Source organism: Streptomyces sp. TRM70350, from assembly GCF_019219825.1.
GTDB lineage: Bacteria > Actinomycetota > Actinomycetes > Streptomycetales > Streptomycetaceae > Streptomyces.
Genome location: NZ_JAHUXH010000007.1, coordinates 223,623 through 245,608, shown reverse-complemented (window position 1 = coordinate 245,608; position 21,986 = coordinate 223,623). Strand labels below are relative to the sequence as shown.

Annotated in this window: 21 protein-coding genes and 1 tRNA gene; 12 read left to right on the top strand and 10 right to left on the bottom strand. The window is 71.9% G+C overall.

Features of this window, described 5'->3' with window-relative positions:
* The first annotated feature begins 362 nt into the window (after positions 1-362).
* The 6 genes from KWI83_RS14340 to KWI83_RS14315 all read left to right on the top strand — a co-directional run bounded on the left by KWI83_RS14340 (position 363) and on the right by KWI83_RS14315 (position 6,725).
* Positions 363-845 carry a CarD family transcriptional regulator gene (locus KWI83_RS14340; protein ID WP_003953493.1) on the top strand — a complete coding sequence of 161 codons (483 nt, stop codon included), beginning with the start codon at positions 363-365 and terminating at the stop codon, positions 843-845.
* A gap of 313 nt (positions 846-1,158) precedes the next feature.
* A complete protein-coding gene (gene ispD / locus KWI83_RS14335) occupies positions 1,159-1,911 on the top strand; it encodes a 2-C-methyl-D-erythritol 4-phosphate cytidylyltransferase (protein ID WP_218514735.1) in 753 nt (250 codons plus the stop codon).
* Positions 1,901-2,392, top strand: a complete 492-nt coding sequence (gene ispF / locus KWI83_RS14330; RefSeq protein WP_218514734.1) for a 2-C-methyl-D-erythritol 2,4-cyclodiphosphate synthase — start codon at positions 1,901-1,903, stop codon at positions 2,390-2,392. Before ispD ends, ispF begins: the two co-directional genes overlap by 11 nt.
* Positions 2,393-2,479: 87 nt before the next feature.
* On the top strand, positions 2,480-3,880 hold the full coding sequence (cysS, locus tag KWI83_RS14325) for a cysteine--tRNA ligase (RefSeq protein ID WP_218514733.1): 1,401 nt from the start codon (positions 2,480-2,482) through the stop codon (positions 3,878-3,880).
* 89 nt (positions 3,881-3,969) lie between these two features.
* Positions 3,970-4,908, top strand: a complete 939-nt coding sequence (rlmB, locus tag KWI83_RS14320) for a 23S rRNA (guanosine(2251)-2'-O)-methyltransferase RlmB (protein WP_218514732.1) — start codon at positions 3,970-3,972, stop codon at positions 4,906-4,908.
* Positions 4,909-5,027: 119 nt separating this feature from the next.
* The gene (locus KWI83_RS14315; RefSeq protein WP_218514731.1) at positions 5,028-6,725 is read left to right on the top strand and encodes a DoxX family protein; all 1,698 of its coding nucleotides are present in this window, start codon (positions 5,028-5,030) and stop codon (positions 6,723-6,725) included.
* Positions 6,726-6,809: 84 nt separating this feature from the next.
* On the opposite strand, the gene KWI83_RS14310 is transcribed toward KWI83_RS14315, so the two are convergent.
* The 3 genes from KWI83_RS14310 to KWI83_RS14300 form a co-directional block, all read right to left on the bottom strand.
* The gene (locus KWI83_RS14310; RefSeq protein ID WP_218514730.1) at positions 6,810-7,541 is read right to left on the bottom strand and encodes a nucleotidyltransferase family protein; all 732 of its coding nucleotides are present in this window, start codon (positions 7,539-7,541) and stop codon (positions 6,810-6,812) included.
* A gap of 251 nt (positions 7,542-7,792) precedes the next feature.
* Positions 7,793-8,251, bottom strand: coding sequence for a hypothetical protein (locus KWI83_RS14305; RefSeq protein WP_218514729.1), 459 nt, complete (start codon positions 8,249-8,251; stop codon positions 7,793-7,795).
* Positions 8,252-8,474: 223 nt separating this feature from the next.
* Positions 8,475-9,563 (bottom strand): ABC transporter ATP-binding protein, encoded by a 1,089-nt coding sequence (locus KWI83_RS14300; protein WP_218514728.1) that lies wholly within the window; start codon positions 9,561-9,563, stop codon positions 8,475-8,477.
* 221 nt (positions 9,564-9,784) lie between these two features.
* On the opposite strand from KWI83_RS14300, the gene KWI83_RS14295 reads away from it, so the two are divergent.
* Positions 9,785-9,858, top strand: a tRNA-Thr gene (locus KWI83_RS14295).
* 8 nt (positions 9,859-9,866) lie between these two features.
* Here KWI83_RS14295 and KWI83_RS14290 read toward each other — a convergent pair.
* Positions 9,867-11,273 carry an FAD-binding oxidoreductase gene (locus tag KWI83_RS14290; RefSeq protein ID WP_218514727.1) on the bottom strand — a complete coding sequence of 469 codons (1,407 nt, stop codon included), beginning with the start codon at positions 11,271-11,273 and terminating at the stop codon, positions 9,867-9,869.
* A gap of 134 nt (positions 11,274-11,407) precedes the next feature.
* Here KWI83_RS14290 and KWI83_RS14285 point away from each other — a divergent pair, with 134 nt between their 5' ends.
* A complete protein-coding gene (locus KWI83_RS14285) occupies positions 11,408-12,298 on the top strand; it encodes an aminoglycoside phosphotransferase family protein (RefSeq protein ID WP_218514726.1) in 891 nt (296 codons plus the stop codon).
* A 107-nt stretch (positions 12,299-12,405) separates the two neighbouring features.
* Here KWI83_RS14285 and KWI83_RS14280 read toward each other — a convergent pair whose 3' ends face one another.
* The 3 genes from KWI83_RS14280 to KWI83_RS14270 all read right to left on the bottom strand — a co-directional run bounded on the left by KWI83_RS14280 (position 12,406) and on the right by KWI83_RS14270 (position 16,218).
* Entirely contained in the window at positions 12,406-13,896 is a 1,491-nt protein-coding gene (locus KWI83_RS14280) for an MFS transporter (RefSeq protein WP_218514725.1), read from the bottom strand.
* An 84-nt stretch (positions 13,897-13,980) separates the two neighbouring features.
* Positions 13,981-14,952, bottom strand: a complete 972-nt coding sequence (locus KWI83_RS14275; RefSeq protein WP_218514724.1) for a zinc-binding dehydrogenase — start codon at positions 14,950-14,952, stop codon at positions 13,981-13,983.
* Positions 14,953-15,048: 96 nt separating this feature from the next.
* Positions 15,049-16,218 (bottom strand): FAD-dependent oxidoreductase, encoded by a 1,170-nt coding sequence (locus KWI83_RS14270; RefSeq protein ID WP_218514723.1) that lies wholly within the window; start codon positions 16,216-16,218, stop codon positions 15,049-15,051.
* Positions 16,219-16,431: 213 nt separating this feature from the next.
* On the opposite strand from KWI83_RS14270, the gene KWI83_RS14265 reads away from it, so the two are divergent.
* Entirely contained in the window at positions 16,432-17,127 is a 696-nt protein-coding gene (locus KWI83_RS14265) for a pentapeptide repeat-containing protein (RefSeq protein WP_218514722.1), read from the top strand.
* 78 nt (positions 17,128-17,205) lie between these two features.
* On the opposite strand, the gene KWI83_RS14260 is transcribed toward KWI83_RS14265, so the two are convergent.
* Positions 17,206-17,706: a hypothetical protein gene (locus KWI83_RS14260; protein WP_218514721.1), complete on the bottom strand. Its 501-nt coding sequence runs from the start codon at positions 17,704-17,706 to the stop codon at positions 17,206-17,208.
* A 7-nt stretch (positions 17,707-17,713) separates the two neighbouring features.
* On the opposite strand from KWI83_RS14260, the gene KWI83_RS14255 reads away from it, so the two are divergent.
* Positions 17,714-19,153 (top strand): M1 family metallopeptidase, encoded by a 1,440-nt coding sequence (locus tag KWI83_RS14255; protein WP_256362279.1) that lies wholly within the window; start codon positions 17,714-17,716, stop codon positions 19,151-19,153.
* Positions 19,154-19,231: 78 nt separating this feature from the next.
* Here KWI83_RS14255 and KWI83_RS14250 read toward each other — a convergent pair whose 3' ends face one another.
* A complete protein-coding gene (locus KWI83_RS14250; RefSeq protein WP_218514719.1) occupies positions 19,232-19,807 on the bottom strand; it encodes a TerD family protein in 576 nt (191 codons plus the stop codon).
* 171 nt (positions 19,808-19,978) lie between these two features.
* Between KWI83_RS14250 and arfB the strand changes: the two genes are divergently transcribed.
* Together arfB and KWI83_RS14240 are read left to right on the top strand one after the other, a co-directional pair.
* Complete coding sequence (arfB, locus tag KWI83_RS14245) at positions 19,979-20,419, top strand: alternative ribosome rescue aminoacyl-tRNA hydrolase ArfB (RefSeq protein ID WP_218514718.1); 441 nt, start codon at positions 19,979-19,981, stop codon at positions 20,417-20,419.
* 95 nt (positions 20,420-20,514) lie between these two features.
* Complete coding sequence (locus KWI83_RS14240; RefSeq protein WP_308122055.1) at positions 20,515-21,102, top strand: sigma factor; 588 nt, start codon at positions 20,515-20,517, stop codon at positions 21,100-21,102.
* A 9-nt stretch (positions 21,103-21,111) separates the two neighbouring features.
* On the opposite strand, the gene KWI83_RS14235 is transcribed toward KWI83_RS14240, so the two are convergent.
* Entirely contained in the window at positions 21,112-21,714 is a 603-nt protein-coding gene (locus KWI83_RS14235; protein ID WP_218514717.1) for a flavin reductase family protein, read from the bottom strand.
* Positions 21,715-21,986 lie beyond the last annotated feature (272 nt).

Genomic DNA, 21,986 nt, shown 5'->3' with positions numbered 1-21,986 from the left:
GGAATGCGCGGGCGACCCGGAAATTGATCACGGTGTGTCGGCCCCGGGGTGACGTGATCAATTCCGGAAACGTCTCGTACCGGCCGCCAGGCGCCGAACGGAGTAGCGGAAGTCGAGCGTTTGGAACCGGACATTTAGGGACGTTCGGCCGTCTGGCGGGGTCGCCGGATGTGCGTAACGTGCACGTTTCACTCGGCCCGAAGAGCCGCTCCGACCTGCGAATACCTTGTTCCGAGGGTTGGGCGAAGCACGTTCCTGTTGCTGTTGTCAAGCCCCGAGATATGCCCTGACCTGCGAAAACGCCATTCAGAACCCGCCGTTTCCGTGTTACCCTGGATAGCCACGGAAGGGGTACCTGTCACATGACGTTCAAGGTTGGCGACACCGTGGTCTATCCCCATCACGGGGCCGCGCTGATCGAGGCCATCGAAACTCGCCAGATCAAAGGCGTGGACAAGACCTACTTGGTGCTGAAGGTCGCCCAGGGTGACCTGACGGTACGTGTGCCAGCGGACAATGCGGAGTTCGTCGGCGTGCGTGATGTGGTCGGTCAGGACGGGCTGGACCGGGTCTTCGAGGTGCTGCGCGCGCCGTACGCCGAGGAGCCCACGAACTGGTCGCGTCGTTACAAGGCAAACCTGGAGAAGCTCGCCTCCGGCGATGTCATCAAGGTCGCGGAAGTCGTGCGTGACCTGTGGCGTCGCGAGCGTGAGCGTGGACTCTCCGCCGGTGAGAAGCGCATGCTCGCCAAGGCCCGCCAGATCCTGGTGAGCGAACTCGCCCTCGCGGAGAACACGAACGAGGACAAGGCCGAGGCTCTGCTCGACGAGGTGCTCGCCTCCTGACGCGAGGCAGGCCCGCTCCGCTCAGCACATCGAAATGCCGTGGTGCCCGATGACAGATACCAGTCGCCGGGCGCTGCGGCATGTTCGTACCCGAACGTGCATGGTCGTATGTCAGCCATCCGCGTCCCATCGGATGGCCGCCCATACGTCCGTCGTACGCCGAGGAAATCCCCCCGGTACTGTGCGTGCCGTGCCCGGGCGGCCGGCTCGACCAGGGTCACGGAAGGGTCCGGTCGAAAGCGGTGCGCGCCCGCACGCTTGCACGCTGAGGCCATACCCACGTAGGCCGAGCACACAAACCTGACAGGAACCGATGTCTGACGTTTCGCGCCCTTCGCCCGCAGGAGTCCGTACCGCCGCGGTCATCCCGGCCGCCGGCCGGGGCGTACGCCTCGGACCGGGCGCCCCCAAGGCGCTCCGCGCGCTGAACGGCACGCCCATGCTGATCCACGCCGTACGCGCGCTGGCCGCATCCCGTGCCGTCTCCCTCGTGGTCGTCGTCGCCCCGCCCGACGGAACCGCCGAGGTCAAGTCCCTGCTCGACACACACGCCCTGCCCGAGCGCACCGACTTCCTGGTCGTCCCCGGCGGCAGGTCGAGGCAGGAGTCGGTCAAGCTCGGCCTCGACGCGCTCCCCCCCGGCTACGACATCGTGCTGGTGCACGACGCCGCCCGGCCGCTCGTCCCCGTCGACACCGTGGACGCGGTGATCGGCGCGGTCCGCGAGGGCGCGCCCGCCGTGGTGCCGGCGCTGCCGCTGGCGGACACCGTCAAGGAGGTCGAGCCCGCGCGCACGCCGGGCGAGCCGGAGCCCGTGCTGGCCACGCCGGAGCGGGCGCGGCTGCGCGCCGTGCAGACCCCGCAGGGTTTCGACCGCGCGACCCTCGTACGCGCGCACGAGACCGTCACCGGCAACGTCACCGACGACGCCGGCATGGTCGAGCAGCTCGGTCTCACGGTGGTCGTCGTGCCCGGGCACGAGGAGGCCTTCAAGGTCACCCGGCCGCTGGACCTGGTGCTCGCCGAGGCCGTCCTCGCCCGCAGGAGGCTGAACGATGGCTTCTGAGACACCGCTTCCGCAGGTCGGCATCGGCACCGACATCCACGCCTTCGCCGAGGGCCGCGAGCTGTGGTGCGCCGGCCTGAAGTGGGAGGGCGAGGGACCGGGCCTGGCCGGGCACTCCGACGCGGACGTCGTGGCGCACGCCGCGTGCAACGCGCTGTTCTCCGCCGCCGGGCTGGGTGACCTGGGACAGCACTTCGGCACCGGGCGGCCGGAGTGGTCCGGCGCGTCGGGCGTGGCGCTGCTCACCGAGGCCGCGCGCATCGTGCGCGAGGCGGGCTTCCGGATCGGCAACATCGCGGTGCAGGTCGTCGGACCCCGCCCGAAGATCGGCAAGCGCCGGGACGAGGCCCAGAAGATCCTGTCCGAGGCGGCCGGGGCCCCGGTCTCCGTCTCCGGCGCCACCACGGACGGGCTCGGCTTCCCGGGCCGCGAGGAAGGCCTGATGGCGGTGGCGACGGCGCTGGTGGTGCGCGCCGGCTGACGGCGGCGCGAAGGTGACGACACGCAACAGGCGCAGCTTGTCCACAAGGGGCACGAGGCATCGCCCGCGGCCCACTACCCTGGAGTGGTGACCATTCGCCTGTACGACACCAGCGCCCGGCAGATCCGTGACTTCACCCCGCTCCAGCCGGGTTGTGTCTCGATCTACCTGTGTGGTGCCACCGTGCAGGCGGCCCCGCACATCGGGCACATCCGCTCCGGGCTCAACTTCGACATCCTGCGCCGCTGGTTCGAGTACCGCGGCTACGAGGTGACGTTCGTCCGGAACGTCACCGACATCGACGACAAGATCATCCAGAAGGCGGCCGAGCAGAACCGCCCCTGGTGGTCCATCGGGTACGACAACGAGCGCGCCTTCGACGACGGTTACCGCGCGCTCGGCTGCCTGCCCCCGACGTACGAGCCGCGCGCCACCGGCCACATCACCGAGATGGTCGAGATGATGCGCGGCCTGATCGAGCGCGGGCACGCCTACGAGGCCGACGGCAGCGTCTACTTCGACGTACGGTCCTGGCCCGCCTACCTGGAGCTGTCCCGGCAGGAGCTGGAAGAGATGCGCCAGCCCGCCGAGGAGGGCATCACCGGCAAGCGCGACCCGCGCGACTTCGCCATGTGGAAGGCCTCCAAGCCCGGCGAGCCCGACTGGGAGACCCCGTGGGGCCGCGGGCGCCCCGGCTGGCACCTGGAGTGCTCGGCCATGGCGCACAAGTACCTGGGCAGCGCCTTCGACATCCACGGCGGCGGCCTGGACCTGGTCTTCCCGCACCACGAGAACGAGATCGCCCAGGCCAAGGCCTACGGCGACGACTTCGCCCAGTACTGGCTGCACAACGCCTGGGTCACCATGAGCGGCGAGAAGATGTCCAAGTCGCTGGGCAACTCGGTGCTGGTGTCCGAGATGGTCAAGCAGTGGCGCCCGATCGTGCTGCGCTACTACCTCGGTACGCCGCACTACCGCTCGACCATCGAGTACAGCGAGGACGCCCTGCGCGAGGCCGAGTCCGCGTTCGCGCGGATCGAGGGGTTCGTGCAGCGCGTGGTGGAGCTGGCCGGCGGTCCGGTCGAGCCCGCCGCCGAGGTGCCGCCCGCGTTCGCCGAGGCGATGGACGACGACCTGGGCGTGCCGCAGGCCCTGGCGGTCGTGCACAACACCGTCCGGCAGGGCAACAGCGCCCTGGCCGCCGACGACAAGGAGAGCGCGGTCGCCCGCCTCGCCGAGGTGCGGGCCATGCTCGGCGTCCTCGGCCTGGACCCGCTGGACGCGCACTGGGCCGGTGACGGCGACCGCAGCGACGATCTGCACGGCGTGGTCGACAGCCTCGTACGCCTCGTCCTGGACCAGCGTGAGGCGGCCCGCGCGCGGAAGGACTGGGCCACCGCGGACGCCATCCGCGACCAGCTCAAGCAGTCCGGGCTCGTCATCGAGGACAGCCCGCACGGTCCGCGCTGGAGCCTCGGCCCGCGCTGAGCGGCTGAGGCGACAGCACACCGATGTGCCGCCCGCAGATCCGGGCGGCACACTTCATAGACGTACGTACTCCCACAGACAGGTAGGTCATGGCCGCGAACAACCGCCGCATGTCCGGCAAGAAGGGCGCGCAGGTCGGCAGCGGCGGCAAGCGGCGCCGGTCCCTTGAGGGCAAGGGGCCGACGCCCCCCGCCGAGATGCGCAAGGGCCACGCCAAGCAGCGTGCCGCCGCCGCCAAGACGCGGCGTGCCCAGGGCCGTGCCCCCCAGCGCCGGGGCGGCAAGGGGACGTCCGAGCTGGTCGTCGGGCGCAACCCGGTCGTCGAGGCGCTGCGCGAGGGCGTGCCCGCGTCCACGCTGTACGTCCAGCAGTTCATCGACAACGACGAGCGGGTCCGCGAGGCGCTCCAGCTCGCCGCCGAGCGTGGCGGCATCAACCTCATGGAGGCGCCGCGCCCCGAGCTCGACCGGATGACCAACGGGCTGAACCACCAGGGGCTCGTGCTCCAGGTGCCGCCGTACGAGTACGCGCACCCCGAGGACCTCGCCGACGCCGCCGCCGAGGAGGGCGAGGACCCGCTGATCGTCGCTCTGGACGGGGTGACCGACCCGCGCAACCTCGGCGCGGTCGTGCGGTCCGTGTCCGCGTTCGGCGGTCACGGTGTCGTCGTACCCGAGCGGCGCGCGGCCGGGATGACCGCCGGTGCGTGGAAGACGTCCGCCGGTACGGCCGCCCGCACGCCGGTCGCGCGTGCCACCAACCTCACGCGCGCGCTGGAGGCGTACAAGAAGGCCGGGATCATCGTGGTCGGGCTCGCAGCCGACGGCGAGGTCGAACTCGGGGAGCTGCAGGCCCTGGAGGGGCCGGTCGTCGTCGTGGTCGGCAGCGAGGGCAAGGGTCTTTCGCGGCTGGTCGGGGAGACCTGTGACGTCCGGGTGCGCATTCCGATGCCGGGCGGGGCGGAGTCGCTCAACGCCGGTGTGGCGGCGGGGATCGTGCTGTACGAGGCGGCACGACGGCGGGCCTGAACGGTCGTTCGACACGGTCACCCACTCGCGGTATTCCGGGCCGTCCGGGCAAGCTTGACGCGGTCCGGACAGATCCGGCGGGGTCAAAGCAGTGTCCTAACCACACGTCACTCTGTTAGATGAGTGTGGACACCAGAACACCCCGCACACCCACGGGGGACCGCTCGTCGGGATTCGACGACGCTCCCGCGCTGAGCATGGTGAAGGTGCCGAGCGACCCGGCGCAGATCATCGTCAATCACGCCAGCTTCCGCGTGCAGTTGGGCGCCTCCTCGCGCCGCGCCCAGTCGCCGCGGGTCGCACGGCACTTGAGCGCCACCGAGGACACCGCCCGCGTGCCGGTCGTCGGTACGGCGGGCGCAGCCGCCCAGTCCGGCGAGGCCCGCCGCCGCCCGGTGGTGTGGAGCGGCCGGTCCGCCCCCGACGACACCGGCGCCCACCGCCTGCTCCAGGCCGTGCGCGGTGCGGGCGTCCGCCACCCGGAGGAACCGCCCGCCGACGTCGGAGCCACCCAGGTCATCCCGCGCGTCGACGTCGACGCCGATTACGGCCGCTACGACGGCTACGGCGACTACGACGACCTCGACCGGACCGTCGAGACCCCCGTCGTCGGCGCCCAGCGCACCCCCGAGGGCGCCGGTACCCGGCTGCTGCCGTCGATGCGGACCGTCGAGGGCGCGTACGACCGACCCGCCTACGCCGGGGAGCGGTTCGACGGTTACGCCGACGACGCGGAGCTCGCCGACCCGGAGGACGAGGGCACCGGGCCACGCTCCCGGCGGCAGAGCGACGATCCCGCGCGGCACGCCTACTACCCCGGGCGCCGGATGAACCTCGGCGTCGTCCTGCTCCCGCTGCGCGTCTTCCTCGGCGCCATCTCCATCTACGCCGGCATGGGCAAGCTCTGCGACCCCGTCTACTTCGACGGCGGCGAACGCGGCTCCATGGTCAAGTGGCTCAACACCCTGCATCCCTGGGAAGTCGCCGAGCCACTGCGCCAGTTCGCGCTCCAGCACCCCGTCGGCTCCGGGCTCGTGATCGCCTTCGCGCAGGTCATCGTGGGCGTGCTCACGGTCCTGGGCTGCTGGCAGCGGGTCGCCGCGGTGGGCGGTGCGCTGCTCTCCGCCGCGCTGCTCGTCACTGTCAGCTGGAAGAGCGTCCCCGCGTACGACGCCCCCGACATCATCTACCTCGCCGCCTGGTCGCCGCTGATCATCGCCGGGGCGCCCGTCTACTCCATCGACGGGCGGCTGGCCGGGCTCGCCTGGCGGCGCCTCGGTCCGCGCTCCGACATCTGGGAGCTGCGGCGGTACGTACTGCGCCGGGGCGCCCTCGTCACCGCGATCGTCACCGGGGTCACCCTGCTGGTGGGCTCGCTGCTCGGCGGTGCCGTACGGGACTCCGACCGGGTGGTCGTCCCGGGTCCCGGCGAGGCACCGCGCAACGAACTCCCGGGCTCTCCGCTGCCGTCGAAGCCCGGCGAGGACCGCGGGGAGAGCAGCACGCCGTCGGCCACGGTGACCTCGCCGACGCAGGGCGAGACCTCGGCCGCGCCCACCGCGGGAGCCGCGACCACGCCGGGTGCGACCCAGGACACCGGCACGGCCACCGGCGGCTCGCCGAGCCAGACGCAGGGGACGGGGCAGGCGCCACCGCAGCAGTCGTCGCCGGTGGAACAGGCCCCGAGCACCAGCGCCGGTCCCACGTCCGGGGGCGGCGGAGGCAGCTCGACGGGCGGCGGTACGGGCTCCACGGGCGGCACGGGATCCGGCGACGGGGATTCGCAGCCCGGGCTGGTCGGGGGTCTGCTGGGCTAGGAGCGCCGTTTCCGGTACGACGACGGGGTCCCGCCCGGGTGAGATGCGGGGCCCCGTCGTCGTACCGGCGTGTGCCGGGGGCGCTCAACGGCCCAGCGCGGCCAGTTCCTTCGCGGCCTCCGTGAGGTCCTTCGCGGTGTCGATGGCGCGCCAGTACGCGCCCTGGGGGATCGGAAAGCCGGCCAGGCGGTGTTCGCGGGCCAGGTGCGGGAACGTGGTGCGTTCGTGGTCGCCGCGTTCGGGGAGCATCGCGGCGAACCCGGGGGAGAAGACGTAGACGCCCGCGTTGATCTCGAAGGTGGACGGCGGGGCCTCGATGAAGTCCGTGATGTGGCCGAAGCCGTCGGTCTGGACGGCGCCCCACGGGATGCGGGGGCGGGCGAGGGCGAGGGTGGCTATGGCGTCGCGCTCGGTGTGGAAGTCGGCCATGTCCCGCAGCGAGAAGCGGGTCCAGATGTCGCCGTTGGTGGCGTACCAGGCGCGGTCGGGGTGGGGGAGGTGGGCGGCGGCGTACTTCAGGCCGCCGCCTCGGCCGAGGGGTTCCTTCTCGACGACGGTGGTGACGCGCGTCGGCAGGTCGGCGGAGTCCAGCCACTCCTGCAGGACCTCGGCGAGGTGGCCGCAGCTGATCACGACGTCGGTGACGCCCTCCTCGGCGAGCCAGGAGAGCTGGTGGCCGATGATCGGCGTGCCCGTGCCGGGGATCTCGACCATCGGCTTGGGACGGTCGTCGGTGTAGGGGCGCAGCCGGGAGCCCTGGCCTCCGGCCAGGATGACGGCCTGGACGGGGCGTGAGGCGGCGTTCGGATCGGTCATGGCGGCACTGTACGCGGCGCCGGGCCCGGTGGTACCGGGGGCCGGTGAGTGCCCGGCTTTGTGGCTGAGAGGCGGGTCGCGCAGCCCGGCGCGGGTGAGGTGCCGACGGTGTCGTGGCGACGCGTGAAGCCCCGCCTGGGGCCGCTGGGGCGTGTTGAGAGTCCCGTCGCACGGCGCCTTGCTGCGTTGTCGGGATCGAACACGCCCCAGGGGCCGGGGCGGGGCTCACGCGTGGTTTCTGTCCCCGGGGGTCAGCCGTGGGCTGCCAGGACGCCCGAGGCGAACGAGGTGTCGCAGACGGGGCGGGCGTAGGATTGGGCGCGGGTCGGGCCGTAGATGCGGACCGCCGCGCGGCCCAGGGCGCGGGCGATGGAGGTGCAGTGGCGGGCCAGCAGGGTGGGGCGCTCGTCCACGGCCTGCTGGAGGTGGGTCAGGGCGGTGCCCGGGTCGTTTTTCTGGAGCTCGGTCAGGAGCTGGTCGAGCAGCACCTCGTGCGGTGCGCGGTGCGCGGTGCGGGCGCTGGTGCCGGATGACGAGACGTCCGCTGCGGTGAGCACCGAGCTCTCGGGGTTTCCCGACCAGTTGACCCGCGTGACCGCGAGAGTCCCGGAGAGCACCAGGACGACGGGCAGAACGAGGGCGAGGGAGCGGCCGATCCGGCGGGCGGGGCCCTGGCCGCGTCGCGTCTGTGAGGTGGTGGAGTGCTTCACGCGAGTGAGGGTAGCGCCCGGTAATGATTTGGCGACATTTGGTCACCGGTTCGGGTGATGAAGTGGCGGGCTTTTCTGGGTACGGGGTTGACGCACGTTGCTCGAAATGGCCCAGTGCGCCGGGGTATTTGTCGACAGGAAAAAGGGCCCCGCGGCCAGGCTGCGGGGCCCTTTTCGTCAACCTGGGTGAATTACCCGGGTTGGGTGTTTCGTCAGTCGACCCTCAGTCGGAGAGCCGCTCGCCGGTCGACGTCGAGAAGACGTGGGACTCGCCGGGGCGCGGGACGACGTGCAGCGTGCTGCCCTTCTCCGGGACGTCACGGCCGCTGACCCGGACCACCAGGTCCTTGGAGTTGTCGCCGAGCTTGGCGGTGCCGTAGACGTACGCGTCGGCGCCGAGCTCCTCGACGACGTTCACGGTGACCGCGAGGCCCAGGTCGGAGCCCGCGCCGGCCACGTCGAAGTGCTCGGGGCGGACGCCGACGGTGACCGTCTTGTCGGTGGTGGCGGAGAGCGCGTCCCGGTCGACCGGCACGACGCTGTTGCCGAACTTCACACCGCCGTCGGTGATCGGCACCTCGACGAGGTTCATCGCGGGGGAGCCGATGAATCCGGCGACGAAGAGGTTCGCCGGGCGGTCGTACATGTTGCGCGGGGAGTCGATCTGCTGGAGCAGGCCGTCCTTCAGCACGGCCACCCGGTCGCCCATGGTCATGGCCTCGACCTGGTCGTGGGTGACGTAGACCGTGGTGATGCCGAGGCGGCGCTGCAGCGAGGCGATCTGCGTACGGGTGGAGACGCGGAGCTTGGCGTCCAGGTTGGACAGCGGCTCGTCCATGAGGAAGACCTGCGGCTCACGCACGATCGCGCGGCCCATGGCGACACGCTGGCGCTGACCACCGGAGAGCGCCTTCGGCTTGCGGTCCAGGTAGTCGGTGAGGTCGAGGATCTTCGCGGCCTCCTCGACCTTCTGCCGGATCTCCGCCTTGTTGACGCCGGCGATCTTGAGCGCGAAGCCCATGTTGTCGGCGACGGTCATGTGCGGGTAGAGGGCGTAGTTCTGGAACACCATGGCGATGTCCCGGTCCTTCGGCGGCAGGTGTGTCACATCGCGGTCGCCGATGCGGATGGCGCCGGAGTTCACGTCCTCCAGGCCGGCCAGCATCCGCAGGGAGGTGGACTTGCCGCAGCCGGACGGGCCGACCAGAACGAGGAACTCCCCGTCCTCGATCTCGATGTCGAGTGCGTCGACGGCGGGCTTGTCGGAACCCGGGTAGATCCGGGTCGCCTTGTCGAACGAGACAGTGGCCATGGTGAATGGGCCCCCTTCTACCGGCAGGAACGTGCCGGACGATCCGTTGTAGGAAGGTGGTTGGTTTAGTCCACACGTGTGAACTGGGTCAGGACGGTACCCCGCGTTCACCTGTTCTGTCAGTACTCCGCCCGCTGTGAACTTCGCGGAAATTTTCGACAGGGTGGGGCCGGGACCTGGGTACACTGCACGGGCACGCACGCACTCACGCGCGCGTGCAGGCCTCCTTAGCTCAGCTGGTCAGAGCGCCGCTCTTGTAAAGCGAAGGTCGTCGGTTCGAATCCGACAGGGGGCTCTCAACGATCAGTGCCTCCCGGCCACCCGGTCCGCCAGTCGCGCCAGCCGGGAGGACCCGGCGCTGTGTGTGGTGACTTCGCGGCGGTCGGCGGTGCGGTACGTGGCGTACATGCCGTGGACGCCCAGCCAGCGCAGCGGCTCCGGCTCCCACTTGCGGACCTTGTGGCCGACCCAGGGCAGGTCCGTCAGCTCCGTGCGGGTGCCCTGGCCGGAGTCCAGCTGGACGAGGTCGCGCAGGGTGCGGGCGGCGAGGTTGGCGGTGGCGACGCCGGAGCCGACGTAGCCGCCCGCCCAGCCGAGGCCCGTGGCGCGGTCCAGGGTGACCGTGGCGCACCAGTCGCGGGGCACGCCGAGCACGCCCGACCAGGCGTGTGCGATGCGGACGCCGGTCAGGGACGGGAAGAAACGCTCCAGGATCTCCCGCAGCGCCTCCATCGTCGTCTCCTGGGTGCGGCCGTCGTTGTCGGTGCGGGAGCCGAAGCGGTACGGCACTCCGCGCCCGCCGAGCGCGATGCGGCCGTCGGCGGTGCGCTGGGCGTACATGTAGGCGTGGGCCATGTCGCCGAGCGTCTCGCGGCCTTCCCAGCCCACCGACTCCCACTGCTGCTCGGTGAGCGGTTCGGTCGCGATCACCGAGGAGTTCAGGGGCAGCCAGGTGCGCCTGTGGCCCTTCAGGGACGCCGTGAAGCCCTCGGTGCAGCGCAGGACGTAGGGCGCGCGGACCGTGCCGTACGGGGTGACCGCGTGCTTCGGGCGGATCTCCGTCACCGGCGTCGACTCGTGGACGGTCACGCCGAGGGCCTCCACGGCCCGCGCGAGGCCCGTCACCAGCTTCACCGGGTGGATGCGGGCTCCGTGCGGGGTCCAGGAGGAGCCGACCGCGTGGGCCACCCTGATCCGCTCGGCGGTCTCGCGGGCGCCGTACAGCTGCCGGTCCTTCTCGCCGTAGGACAGCTCGTGCTCGTGGAAGGCCTTCAAACGGGCCAGCTGGGCCGGTGTGCAGGCGACTTCGAGGACGCCGCCCTTGTGGATGTCGGCCTCGATGCCCTCCTCCCGGGCGGCCCCGATGACCTCGTCGACGGTGTCGTTCATGGCCCGCTGGAGGCGTACGGCGGCCTCGTGGCCGTGCACGCGCGCGTACCGGTCGCGGCCCGCGATGCCGTTGTACAGCCAGCCGCCGTTGCGGCCGGAGGCGCCGTAGCCGCAGAACTTCTGCTCCAGGACGGTGATGCGGAGGAAGGGGGCGGCCTTCTTCAGGTAGTACGCCGTCCACAGTCCCGTGTAGCCGCCGCCGACGATCACGACGTCCGCGGACGCGTCACCGGAGAGGGGCTCCCTTGGGGCGGGGAAGCCTTCCTGGGCGTACCAGAAGGAGACGCCGCCGTTCACGACGCCGCTTGCCGAGCTGCTCATGGCCGGGACGTTACCCGTGGCCGCGGGGGCTGTCTCCTTCGGATTTCGTCGTTCTGGCGGGGGGAGGCGACCGGAAGCGCGCCCGCGTGGCCATTGGGTCGAGTGGGCGCGCATACGCCCATAGGGTCCCGTATGTGATCGAGATTCCGGAGGGACTCGCGGCGTCCCAGGCGCTGTACAACGGCGAGGAGGGGCGCGCCTTCATCGCCGGGCTGCCGCGGCTGGTGGACGGGTTCCTGGACCGCTGGGAGCTGCGGATCGACGGGCCGTCGATGTACGGCGTGTGCGCGCTGGTCCTGCCGGTCGTCCGGGCGGACGGCACGCGCGCGGCGCTGAAGCTGCAGCCGCTCGACGACGAGAGCGAGGGCGAGCCGGTCGCCCTGCGCGTGTGGGACGGCGACGGGGCGGTACGGCTGCTGGACCACGACCTGGACACCGGCACGATGCTCCTCGAACGCCTCGACCCCGCCCGGATGCTGTCCCACGTGCCCGACTCCCGCGAGGCCGTGCTGGTCATCGCCCGTCTGCTGGCCCATCTGACCTCCGTACCGGCCCCTGCGGGCATGCGCCGGCTCGGTGACATCGCGCGGGCGATGCTTCAGCGGACGCCGTGGGCGCTGGAGCGGGTGGCGGACCCCGAGGCCCGCCGTCTGCTCGCCGACTGCGCCGCCGCCGTACGGGAGGTCGTGGACGAGCCGGGGGACCGGCTCCTGCACTGGGACCTGCACTTCGACAACGTCCTCGCCGCCGACCGCGCCCCCTGGCTCGCCATCGACCCCAAGCCGCTCGCCGGTGACCCCGGATTCGAGCTGTGGCCCGCCCTCGCCAACCGCTTCGACGCCGAGGAGGTCCGGTGGCGCTTCGACGCGATGATCGACGTCATGGGTCTGGACCGGGAACGGGCACGGGCGTGGACCCTCGGGCGACTGCTGCAGAACGCCCTGTGGGACATCGAGGACGGCCGACCGCTGGACGACGAGCAGGTGGAGATGGCGCGGCGGTTGCGGGCCGGCCTGCCCTGGTGATCCGTACCGCCACACCTGTACGTACCGCCCACGCGCGCGGGCGGGGCGGTCATGGCAAGGCGCTGCTGCGGGGCCGAGGGGTGGCTGCACGCGGCCTCCAGGCGCCGTTAGGCGACCGGCTCCGTCACCGGCTCCTTCGCTGGCGCCGCGTGTTTCGGGGCCCGGGCCGTGACCAGCAGGGCCGTGGCCAGGCCGGCCAGGAGCATGAGGGCGGTGGCGCACCAGAGGGCGACCGTGTAGCCGTGGACGACGGCCTCGCGGGTCACCACCGCGGGCCGGGCGGAGTGGGCGAGGTAGCCCGCGGTGCTGGTGGTGGCGAGGGTGTTCAGCAGGGCCGTACCGATGGAACCGCCCACCTGCTGGGAGGTGTTGAGGGTCGCCGAGGTGACGCCCGAGTCCCGCGGGGCGACGCCGGCCGTCACCGTGGCGAACACCGGCATGTAGGTCAGGCCCATGCCGACGCCCACCAGGAGCAGGCCGGGCAGGATGTCGGCGGCGTACGAGGAGTCGACGGTGAGCCGGGTGAGGAGCGCCATTCCGCACGCGCCCAGGAGCATGCCGGGGGCCATCAGGGCGCGCGGTGGGACGTGGTGCAGCAGACGGGCCGCGAACTGGGTGGAAACGGTGACGGTCGCGAGGGTGATCGGGACGAAGGCCAGTCCGGTCCGCGCCGGCGAGTAGCCCAGGACGACCTGGAAGTAGTAGGTCATGAAGAGGAACAGGCCGAACATGCCCATGATGGCCAGCATCATCGTCAGGAAGCAGCCCGCGCGGTCGCGGTCCTTGACGATGTGCAGCGGGAGCAGCGGCAGGGGTGCCCTGGCCTGCCACCACACGAAGGCCGCCAGCAGGACGGCACCTCCCGTGAGCAGTCCGAGGACGAACGCGTCGGACCAGCCGTGGGACTCGGCCTCGTTGAAGCCGTAGACGATCGCGACCAGGCCGCCGCAGCCGAGCAGCACGCCGGGCACGTCGAGGCGGGCGCCCGCCCGGGCGGGGCGGTCGCGCAGGACCGCGAAGGCGCCGAGCAGCGCGAGGACCGCGATGGGGGTGTTGACGTACAGGCACCAGCGCCAGTTGAGGTACTCGGTGAGCAGCCCGCCGACGATGAAGCCCATGACGGAGCCGCTGCCGGCGAGGGCGCCGAAGACGCCGAAGGCCTTGCCGCGCTCCCTGGGGTCGGTGAACGTGGTGGCGAGCAGGCTCAGCGCGGTCGGGGCGAGCACGGCCGCGAAGGCGCCCTGGAGCGCGCGGGCGCCGAACAGCATGCCCGGGCTGACGGCGGCGCCGCCCAGCGCGGAGGCGGCGGCGAAGCCGATCAGCCCGATGACGAAGGTGCGTTTGCGGCCGACCAGGTCGGCGATCCGGCCGCCGAGCAGCAGCAGACCGCCGAAGGCGAGGGTGTAGGCGGTGATCACCCATGTTCGGTCGCCGTCGGTCATCCCCAGCTCGTCCTGGGCGGACGGGAGTGCGACGTTCACGATCGTCGAGTCGAGGACGACCATCAGCTGGGCGAGGGCGATCACCACCAGCCCCCACCAGCGGTGGGGGTCGGTGTTCACGGGAGCCACGGGGTCACCAGTCCTGGGCGCGTTCATCGGGACAGAAGAACACGAATCAGGGCGTACTGCCGGTGATGCCACGCCCCACCTGGTCAGGTCTTTGCGGTCGCATTCCCCCGGTCAGGGCTCCAGGACGACCTTGCCGGTCGTGCCGCGGTTCTCCAGAGCGTGGTGGGCGGCCGCGGCCTCGGTGAGCGGAAAGCGGTGGACGGCGGGGGTCAGCCGACCCGCGGCGGCCTCGGCGAGGGCGCGGAGTTCCAGGGCGCGCAGGGGGTTCGGGCCGCCCGCCTTCTCCAGCATCACCGGGCCCAGGACCTGCACGGTGACGCCCTCGACGACCAGCGGCTCGCCGCCCTGGATGCCCTCGGCGGACCAGCCGAACACGACGTGCCTGCCGCCGGGGGCGAGCAGGCCGACGGCCGTACGGGCGGGGTCGCCGCCGACACCGTCGTACACGATCGTGACCTTGCCGTCGTAGGCCCGGACCTGCTCCGGCCAGGCGGGGTCGCGGTAGTCGACGGCGAGGTCGGCGCCGTTCGCGGCGACCCGCTGCGTCTTCTCCGGGCCGCCGGCCAGGCCGATGACGGTGGCGCCCGCGTTCTTGGCGTACTGCACGAGGAGGGTGCCGATACCGCCGGCCGCTGCCGGGATCAGGACCACGTCACCCGGGCCCGGCTCGGCGAACTGCACGATCCCCATCGCTGTGCGCCCCGTGCCGATCATGGCGACGGCCTCGGCGAAGTCCAGGCCCGCAGGGATCTCGTGCAGACGTTCGGCGTCGGTGACGGCGAGTTCGGCGTAACCGCCGGGGACGAAGCCGAGGTGCGCGACGGCGCGCTTGCCGAGCCACGCCTCGTCGGTTCCCTCGCCGAGCGACTCGACGACTCCGGCGACCTCGCGGCCGGGGACGGTGGGCAGCGCGGGCGCGGGGCCGGGGCCCGGGTGACCGGCGCGGATGGCCGTGTCGAGCAGGTGTACTCCGGCGGCTGCGACGGCGATACGGACCTGGCCGGGGGCGGGTACGGGGTCGTCGACCTCCTCGGGGGCGAGGTTCTCGGCGGGGCCGAAGGTGTGGAGGCGGATGGCGCGCATTGGGGTCTCCCCGTGGCTGTGGGCTCTGCGGCCGTTGCTGTGGGTGGCGGCCGTCGTACGGCCGCCTCGGCTGCGGTACGGCCCCACCCTTCAACCTCAAGCATGCTTGAGGTCAAGCGCGCGCGAGCCGGGCCGCCCGAGCGCCAGCGATACGGCGGTCAGCGCGCTGTTGAAGGACACCTCCGACAGCACACCTGGCGCGGCGACCTGGTCCCCGGCCAGGTACACGCCGTCGCCGCGGTCCACGGCGGGCCGGTCGCGCCAGGTCGTGCCGGGCAGGTCCACGGCGCCGGTACGGCCGCCCGCGACCGCCGCGCGCCGCCAGGTGACGCGCTCCCGCCAGCCGTCGAACGCGAGATCGAGCAGCTGCTCGGCGCGGGCGACGCCGTCGCCCCGGGACTCGTGCGGGGCGATCGGGATCTGGCCCTGGATGAGCTGCTCGCCGACCGGGGCGAGGGTGCGGTCCTGCGCCGTGAAGCGTTCGAGCCAGCCGGGCGCGTCCAGGTCGGAGACGACGAAGGGGTCGCCGCGCCGGGTGCGTACGGCCAGGTCGATCAGGGCCGTACGACCGCTCGGCCAGGTCAGCGAGTCGTCGCCGAGGAGTCGGCGGGCGGCGTCGAGGGAGGTGGCGACGATGACGGGCGTGCCGGTGGGGAGGGTGTCGACGCGGGACAGCGTCTCGATGCGGACGCCCAGATTCCAGGCGCGGGCGGCCATCCGGTCGACGACGCTCGCCCAGCCGCCGCGCGGATAGTGCGCCTCGGGCGGCACCTTGGTGGCCCGGCGCAGCCGTTCCTGCACGAACGCGGCGGACAGGGCGCCGGGGGCGTGGTGGAAGAGGGCGACGGCGGAGTAGTGCGCGGCGGCCCGTGCGCCCGCCTCGCCCACCTGCCCGGTCGCCCAGGTCAGGAAGTCGACGTCGACGGGGGCCTGCCGGGCGGTGCGGCGCAGCAGCCTGAGCATGGCGAAGGGCGGGATGCGGCGCAGGGCGCCCTGGTGGCGCAGCCGGAGCCGGGCGGCTTCCAGGGGCGGGATGGGGGCGAGGGGGCCGATCAGGTCGCGCTGCTTGAGCCAGGTCCAGTGCGGGCCGCCGTTGTAGAGGGCGTGCGGGCCCTCGTTCGTCCGGTATGGGCCCTCGGCGGTGCGCGCCCGCCCGCCGAGGGTGTGGTGGGCTTCGTGGAGGGTGACCTTGGCGCCCGCTTCGGCGGCGGCGACGGCGGCGGTGAGGCCGGCGAAGCCGCCGCCGATGACGGTGAGGTGGGGCATGGGGTTCGGACTCCTTTGGCTCGGGCTCGCCTTCTGGGAATTGGCTCGGGTTCGCCTTCTGGGAGTACGACTGGCTGGGCGCGCGGAATGTGACATCGGGGGGTGGATGTGGGTGTTTTTGCAGGTCACCGGCAGTGTCAGTGGTGGGGTGCAGGATAGGGGCACGGCTGGGCGAGCGGTGGGTGTGATGGGTGAGACGGGTGTGGTGGTGTGATGGGCGCGTTGGGCGCGGGCGGGGCAGCGGGTGCGGCGGGCGGCGTGAAGGCGGCACGGCGACCGGAGGTGCGGCTGCCGGAGCTGGCTGAGTACGGAGGGGGTGGACTGGAGCCGGACGGGGACTACGACGGGCTGGAGTTCGGGGACGCCGAGCTGGGTGGGCAGGACGGCGGGGGCGCCCGCTTCATGGACTGCGCGTTGACGGGGTGCGCGCTGGACGAGACGCGACTGCACCGGGCGCGCATCCTGGACTCGGTCCTCACTGCCCCGCGCGGCGTCGGCACGAACCTCGCCGAGGCCACCCTGCGCGACGTCGAACTGCGCGACGCCCGCCTGGGCGGCACGCAACTGCACGGTGCCGCACTGGAACGCGTCCTGATCCGGGGCGGCAAGCTCGACTGCCCGAACCTGCGAGGGGCCCGGCTGAAGGACGTGGTCTTCGAGGGATGCGTCCTGGTGGAGCCGGACTTCGGGGGCGCGTCGCTGGAGCGCGTCGCGTTCAAGGACTGCGCGCTGAAGGGGGCGGACTTCAGCGGGGCGACGCTGGCGGACGTGGACCTGCGGGGGGCGGCCCCGCTGGAGATCATGCGGGGGGTCGACCGGCTGTCGGGGGCGGTGATCAGCGCGGGGCAGTTGGTGGAGCTGGCGCCGGTGTTGGCGGGGGCGTTGGGGATCAGGGTGGAAGGGGGATGACGGTGACCGCCTGTGTGTGGGGGGACAGTGCCCCAGTGTCAGTCCCGCGTGTCAGTCCCGCGTGTCAGTCCCCCCGCGTCACGGCACCCGCGGAAACCGTGCCTGCAGTGACCAGATCGCCGGGTTCTCCGCCAGGTCGTCGTGCAGATCGCACAGGTCCGCGATCAGGTCGTGCAGGAAGTCGCGGGCCTCGCGGCGGAGTTCGGTGTGGGAGAAGGTGAGCGGGGGGTCCTCGGCCGGTTGCCAGTCGGACTCGATGTCGACCCAGCCGAAGCGGCGCTCGAAGAGCAGACGGTCGGTGGACTCGGTGAAGTCCAGCTCCGCGTGCTGGGGACGGGCGGCGCGGGAGCCCGCCGGGTCGCGGTCCAGCTGCTCGACGATGTCGCACAGCGCCCACGCGAAGTCGAGCACCGGCACCCATCCCCAGGCTGTGGACAGCTCCCGGTCCGTCTCGGTGTCGGCGAGGTAGACGTCACCGCAGAACAGGTCGTGCCGCAGGGCGTGCACGTCCGCGCGGCGGTAGTCGGTCTGGGGCGGGTCCGGGAAGCGGTTGGAGAGGGCGTAGCCGATGTCGAGCACGTACGTGATGGTGTCATGCGCTCGTAGGATCTCGGACGTGTCCCGTTTCGCACCGGTCGTCCCTGTCGCCGCTCTGCTCGCCCTCGCTCTCACCGCGTGTTCGGGCACCGGCGTCGAGGGCACCCCGGGCGGCTCCGGCGTACGCGACCCGTACTTCCCGAAGGCGGGCAACGGCGGCTACGACGTCACCCACTACGACCTGGCCCTGTCCTACACCCCCGACACCCGGCACCTCACCGCCCGCACGACGATCACCGCCCGCGCCGGTCAGGACCTCTCCGCCTTCAACCTCGACCTCCAGGGTCTGAACGTCGGGACGGTCACCGTCGACGGCACCGCCGCCCGCTGGAACCGCGCCGGCCAGGAGCTGACCGTCCGCCCCCGCGACGACCTCGCCGAGGGCCGGACCTTCCGCGTGACGGTCCGCTACTCCGGCACCCCGGCCACCCTCACGGACCCGGACGGCTCGCGGGAGGGCTGGCTGCCCACCGACGACGGCGCGCTCGCCCTGGGCCAGCCGGTCGGCTCCATGGCCTGGTACCCCGGCAACCACCACCCCTCCGACAAGGCGACGTACGACATCAGGGTCACCGTGCCGGAGGGCCTGCGGGCCGTGTCGAACGGGGAGTTGAGGAACGAGAGCACCACCGACGGCCGCACGACCACCACCTGGCACACCGGCCAGCCGATGGCGAGCTACCTCACCACCCTCGCCATCGGCCGCTACGACATCAGCCGCACGGTGACCCCGGACCGCCTGCCCGTGTACACCGCCGTCGACCCGACCGAGGCCGCCGCAAGTCGCGAGGTCCTGGCCCGTATCCCCGAGGTCCTCGCCTGGGCGGAGGACCTCTTCGGGCCGTACCCCTTCACCGCCACCGGCGCGATCGTCGACCGCACCGGCGACGCCGCCTACGCCCTGGAGACCCAGACCCGCCCCGTCTTCCCCGGCGCCCCCGACATCCGGCTCCTCGTCCACGAACTCGCCCACCAGTGGTACGGCAACTCCGTCACCCCCAGGTCCTGGCGGGACATGTGGCTCAACGAGGGCTTCGCGACGTACGCGGAGTGGCTGTGGCAGGAGGACCACGGCGGCGACACCGCCCAGCACACCTTCGACGCGCTCTACGACGGCACCCACTACGCCGTCCCCGAGGACAACAAGGCCGTCTGGTCCTTCCCACCCGCGCATCCGCCCGACGCCGCCCACATCTCCGGCCGCCCCGTCTACGACCGCGGCGCGATGGTCCTCCACAAGATCCGCCAGACCCTCGCCGACGACACCGCCTTCCGCGACCTCCTGCGCGGCTGGGCCACCACCCACCGCCACGCCAACGCGAGCACCGAGGACTTCACGGCGTACGTCGAACAGCGAGCGCCGGAGAAGGACTTCGACGGCGTCTGGGAGGAGTGGCTGTACGGGGAGGGGAGGCCGGGGAGGCGGTGACGCCTGCCACCCATGCGGCGGGCCCCCCAACGCGGTGTTGAGGGGCCCGGTGTTCAAGCCACTGGAGTCGCCCGTCGCTCAGACGTTCACGCCGAAGTCCTGGGCGATGCCGACCAGGCCCGAGGCGTAGCCCTGGCCGACGGCGCGGAACTTCCACTCGGCGCCGTTGCGGTAGAGCTCGCCGAAGACCATGGCGGTCTCGGTGGCGGCGTCCTCCGACAGGTCGTAGCGGGCGATCTCGGTGCCGCCGGCCTGGTTGATGATGCGGATGTAGGCGTTGCGGACCTGGCCGAAGTTCTGCGAGCGGTTCTCCGCGTCGTAGATCGAGACCGGGAAGACGATCTTGTCGATGTCGGCGGGGAGCCCGGCCAGGTTGACGTTGATCTGCTCGTCGTCGCCCTCGCCCTCACCCGTGCGGTTGTCACCGGTGTGGACGATCGTGCTGTCCGGCGTCTGCTTGTTGTTGAAGAAGACGAAGTGGGCGTCCGAGTAGACCTTGCCCTGCGTGTTGACCGCGATCGCCGACGCGTCGAGGTCGAAGTCGGTGCCGGTGGTGGTGCGGACGTCCCAGCCGAGGCCTACGGTGACGGCGGTCAGGCCCGGAGCCTCCTTGGTGAGCGAGACGTTGCCACCCTTGGACAGGCTTACAGCCATGGTCGGGAGTTCCTTCCCTCGATGCGTGCGCTATGCGTGTGCGGTACTGAAGCTACAGCTACCCCTATGAACGTCGAGGGTGGTGCCACGGGTTCCCCGCGCTTTACTTTCTTTACCCGGCAGCCTGGTCCGGCGATATTCGGGTGACTCCCACTCCGCCCAGGCGGGAACATGTCAGTCATGTCCGGTCGTCCTCACGTCATCCGCGGCTCCGTCTCACTCCCCGAGGCCGAGCTCCAGTGGCGTTTCTCCCGCTCCTCCGGGCCGGGCGGCCAGCACGTCAACACCAGCGACACCAGCGTGGAGCTGCGGTTCGACCTCGCCGCCACCGAGGCCCTGCCCGAGGTGTGGAAGCGACGCGCCCTGGAGCGGCTGGCGGGCCGCCTCGTCGACGGCGTCGTCACCGTCCGTTCCTCCGAACACCGGTCCCAGTGGCGCAACCGCGAGGCCGCCGCCGTACGCCTCGCCGCGCTCCTCGCCGAGGCCACCGCACCCCCGCCCAAGCCCCGCAGGCCGACCCGCATCCCACGCGGCATCAACGAGCGCCGGTTGCGGGAGAAGAAGCAGCGGTCCGAGACCAAGCGGGGGCGGTCCGGTCGCGACTGGCGGTAGCGGCCCACGCGAGTCCAGCGGCTCCTGTCACATCGCCCGTCCCCCATCCGTCACAGTCCTGACGGCATCCACGACGAGGGCTGGTGACGGGACACATGAGCGACCAGGACTTCCCTGCCGAGCGCTTCGAGGCGCACCGCAGGCACCTGCGTGCCGTCGCCCCCCGCATGCTCGGCTCCCGCGCCGAGGCCGACGACGCCGTGCAGGAGGCCTGGTTCCGGCGACCAGTCCCTGGACGCGGGCGCACCCGTCCCGGCCGCCACCACCGCCCCGACCCCGAGCACGGCGCCCTCCTCGTGCGCCGACGGCGGCGCGGCGGCGAGTGCAGGGCGCGCCGGCGCCGGACGCGGATCTGGCGCGGCGGCGGGAGGTCGTCGACGCCTTCCTGGCCGCCGCGCGGGCCAGGCGACTTCGACGGGCTCCTCCAGGTGCTCGCCCCGGATGTCGTGGCCCGGGACGGAGGCCACTGTGACCACCGGTGCGACCGCGGTCGCCTCCGGCGCGCCGCGCGCGCTGCCCACGTCGCCTCCGGCGCCACGCGCGCCGCCCACCTCGCCCGCGCCTCGCGCCCGGCCCTGGTCGACGGGGTGCCGGGGCCGGGCATGTTCTGGCGACGACGGGCAGCGGCTGGTGTGGGTGCAGCGGTTCACACTCACGCTGCTCATAGTGCAAGGACCCCTTAGGGGGCGGCCTCACCTCAGGTGCCGGTACCTCCCCTTGAAGTACAGCAACGGCCCCCCGTCCGCACTCGGCACCCGAGCCGTCAGCACCCGCCCGACCACCAGCGTGTGGTCCCCGGCCGTCACCCGCTGCTCGGTCCGGCACTCCAGGGTCGCCAGCGCGCCGCCCACGAGCGGCGCGCCGGACGCCTCGCCGCGGACGTAGGGGATGTCCTCGAAGAGCAGGCGGTCGCTGATGCGGCCCTTCATGGCGAACCGGCCGGCGATGTGCCGCTGGCTCTCGGAGAGGACGGAGACCGCCCACAGGGGCTGTTCGGCGAGCAGGTCGTCCATGCGGGCGCCCTCGCGCAGGCTGACCAGGACGAGGGGCGGGTCGAGGGAGACGGACATGAAGGCCGTCGCCGTCATGCCGACGTCCTCGCCGGCCGGCGCCTGCGGGTCGTCCGGGTCGAGTGCCGGCTCACGCGCGGTCACCAGGACCACTCCTGCGGCCAGCCGGGACATCGCGGCACGGAACTCGTCGTCGGTCACCCCCACAGCATGCCCAAAGGGCGATGCCGGGGAGTGCTGGGCGGGCACGGTGACGGGCGGTGCGGATGCGTGTGTGTTCGGCACATACGGAACGCTAATCTCCGTGCGTGCGTGCCGCATCGGACCTCGGCCCGAAGGTGGTCCTAGGACCTGCGGCGGACCCGCACAAACTCTGCGTTCGGTGAACGCACGGGAAAACCGCAGAATCCCCACTCAATTGTTCACGTTTATCTGTGACTTGAGTCACAAGGGGCACTAATTGTTGACCCTGTGTACCGAGTGGGCAGCGGGCTGTGATTCAGTGGCGGGAGATGTAAGGCACCACGTAAGGGCACTTGATTCGCTGCGAGGTCTCG

Excerpts from the sequence above, each read along its gene's own strand:
- KWI83_RS14340 (WP_003953493.1), top strand. The coding sequence starts at position 363 with ATGACGTTCAAGGTTGGCGACACCGTGGTCTATCCCCATCACGGGGCC.
- ispD (WP_218514735.1), top strand. The coding sequence starts at position 1,159 with ATGTCTGACGTTTCGCGCCCTTCGCCCGCAGGAGTCCGTACCGCCGCG.
- ispF (WP_218514734.1), top strand. The coding sequence starts at position 1,901 with ATGGCTTCTGAGACACCGCTTCCGCAGGTCGGCATCGGCACCGACATC.
- rlmB (WP_218514732.1), top strand. The coding sequence starts at position 3,970 with ATGGCCGCGAACAACCGCCGCATGTCCGGCAAGAAGGGCGCGCAGGTC.
- KWI83_RS14315 (WP_218514731.1), top strand. The coding sequence starts at position 5,028 with ATGAGTGTGGACACCAGAACACCCCGCACACCCACGGGGGACCGCTCG.
- KWI83_RS14310 (WP_218514730.1), bottom strand. The coding sequence starts at position 7,541 with ATGACCGATCCGAACGCCGCCTCACGCCCCGTCCAGGCCGTCATCCTG.
- KWI83_RS14300 (WP_218514728.1), bottom strand. The coding sequence starts at position 9,563 with ATGGCCACTGTCTCGTTCGACAAGGCGACCCGGATCTACCCGGGTTCC.
- KWI83_RS14290 (WP_218514727.1), bottom strand. The coding sequence starts at position 11,273 with ATGAGCAGCTCGGCAAGCGGCGTCGTGAACGGCGGCGTCTCCTTCTGG.
- KWI83_RS14280 (WP_218514725.1), bottom strand. The coding sequence starts at position 13,896 with ATGAACGCGCCCAGGACTGGTGACCCCGTGGCTCCCGTGAACACCGAC.
- KWI83_RS14275 (WP_218514724.1), bottom strand. The coding sequence starts at position 14,952 with ATGCGCGCCATCCGCCTCCACACCTTCGGCCCCGCCGAGAACCTCGCC.
- KWI83_RS14270 (WP_218514723.1), bottom strand. The coding sequence starts at position 16,218 with ATGCCCCACCTCACCGTCATCGGCGGCGGCTTCGCCGGCCTCACCGCC.
- KWI83_RS14265 (WP_218514722.1), top strand. The coding sequence starts at position 16,432 with ATGGGCGCGTTGGGCGCGGGCGGGGCAGCGGGTGCGGCGGGCGGCGTG.
- KWI83_RS14255 (WP_256362279.1), top strand. The coding sequence starts at position 17,714 with ATGGTGTCATGCGCTCGTAGGATCTCGGACGTGTCCCGTTTCGCACCG.
- KWI83_RS14250 (WP_218514719.1), bottom strand. The coding sequence starts at position 19,807 with ATGGCTGTAAGCCTGTCCAAGGGTGGCAACGTCTCGCTCACCAAGGAG.
- arfB (WP_218514718.1), top strand. The coding sequence starts at position 19,979 with ATGTCAGTCATGTCCGGTCGTCCTCACGTCATCCGCGGCTCCGTCTCA.
- KWI83_RS14240 (WP_308122055.1), top strand. The coding sequence starts at position 20,515 with ATGAGCGACCAGGACTTCCCTGCCGAGCGCTTCGAGGCGCACCGCAGG.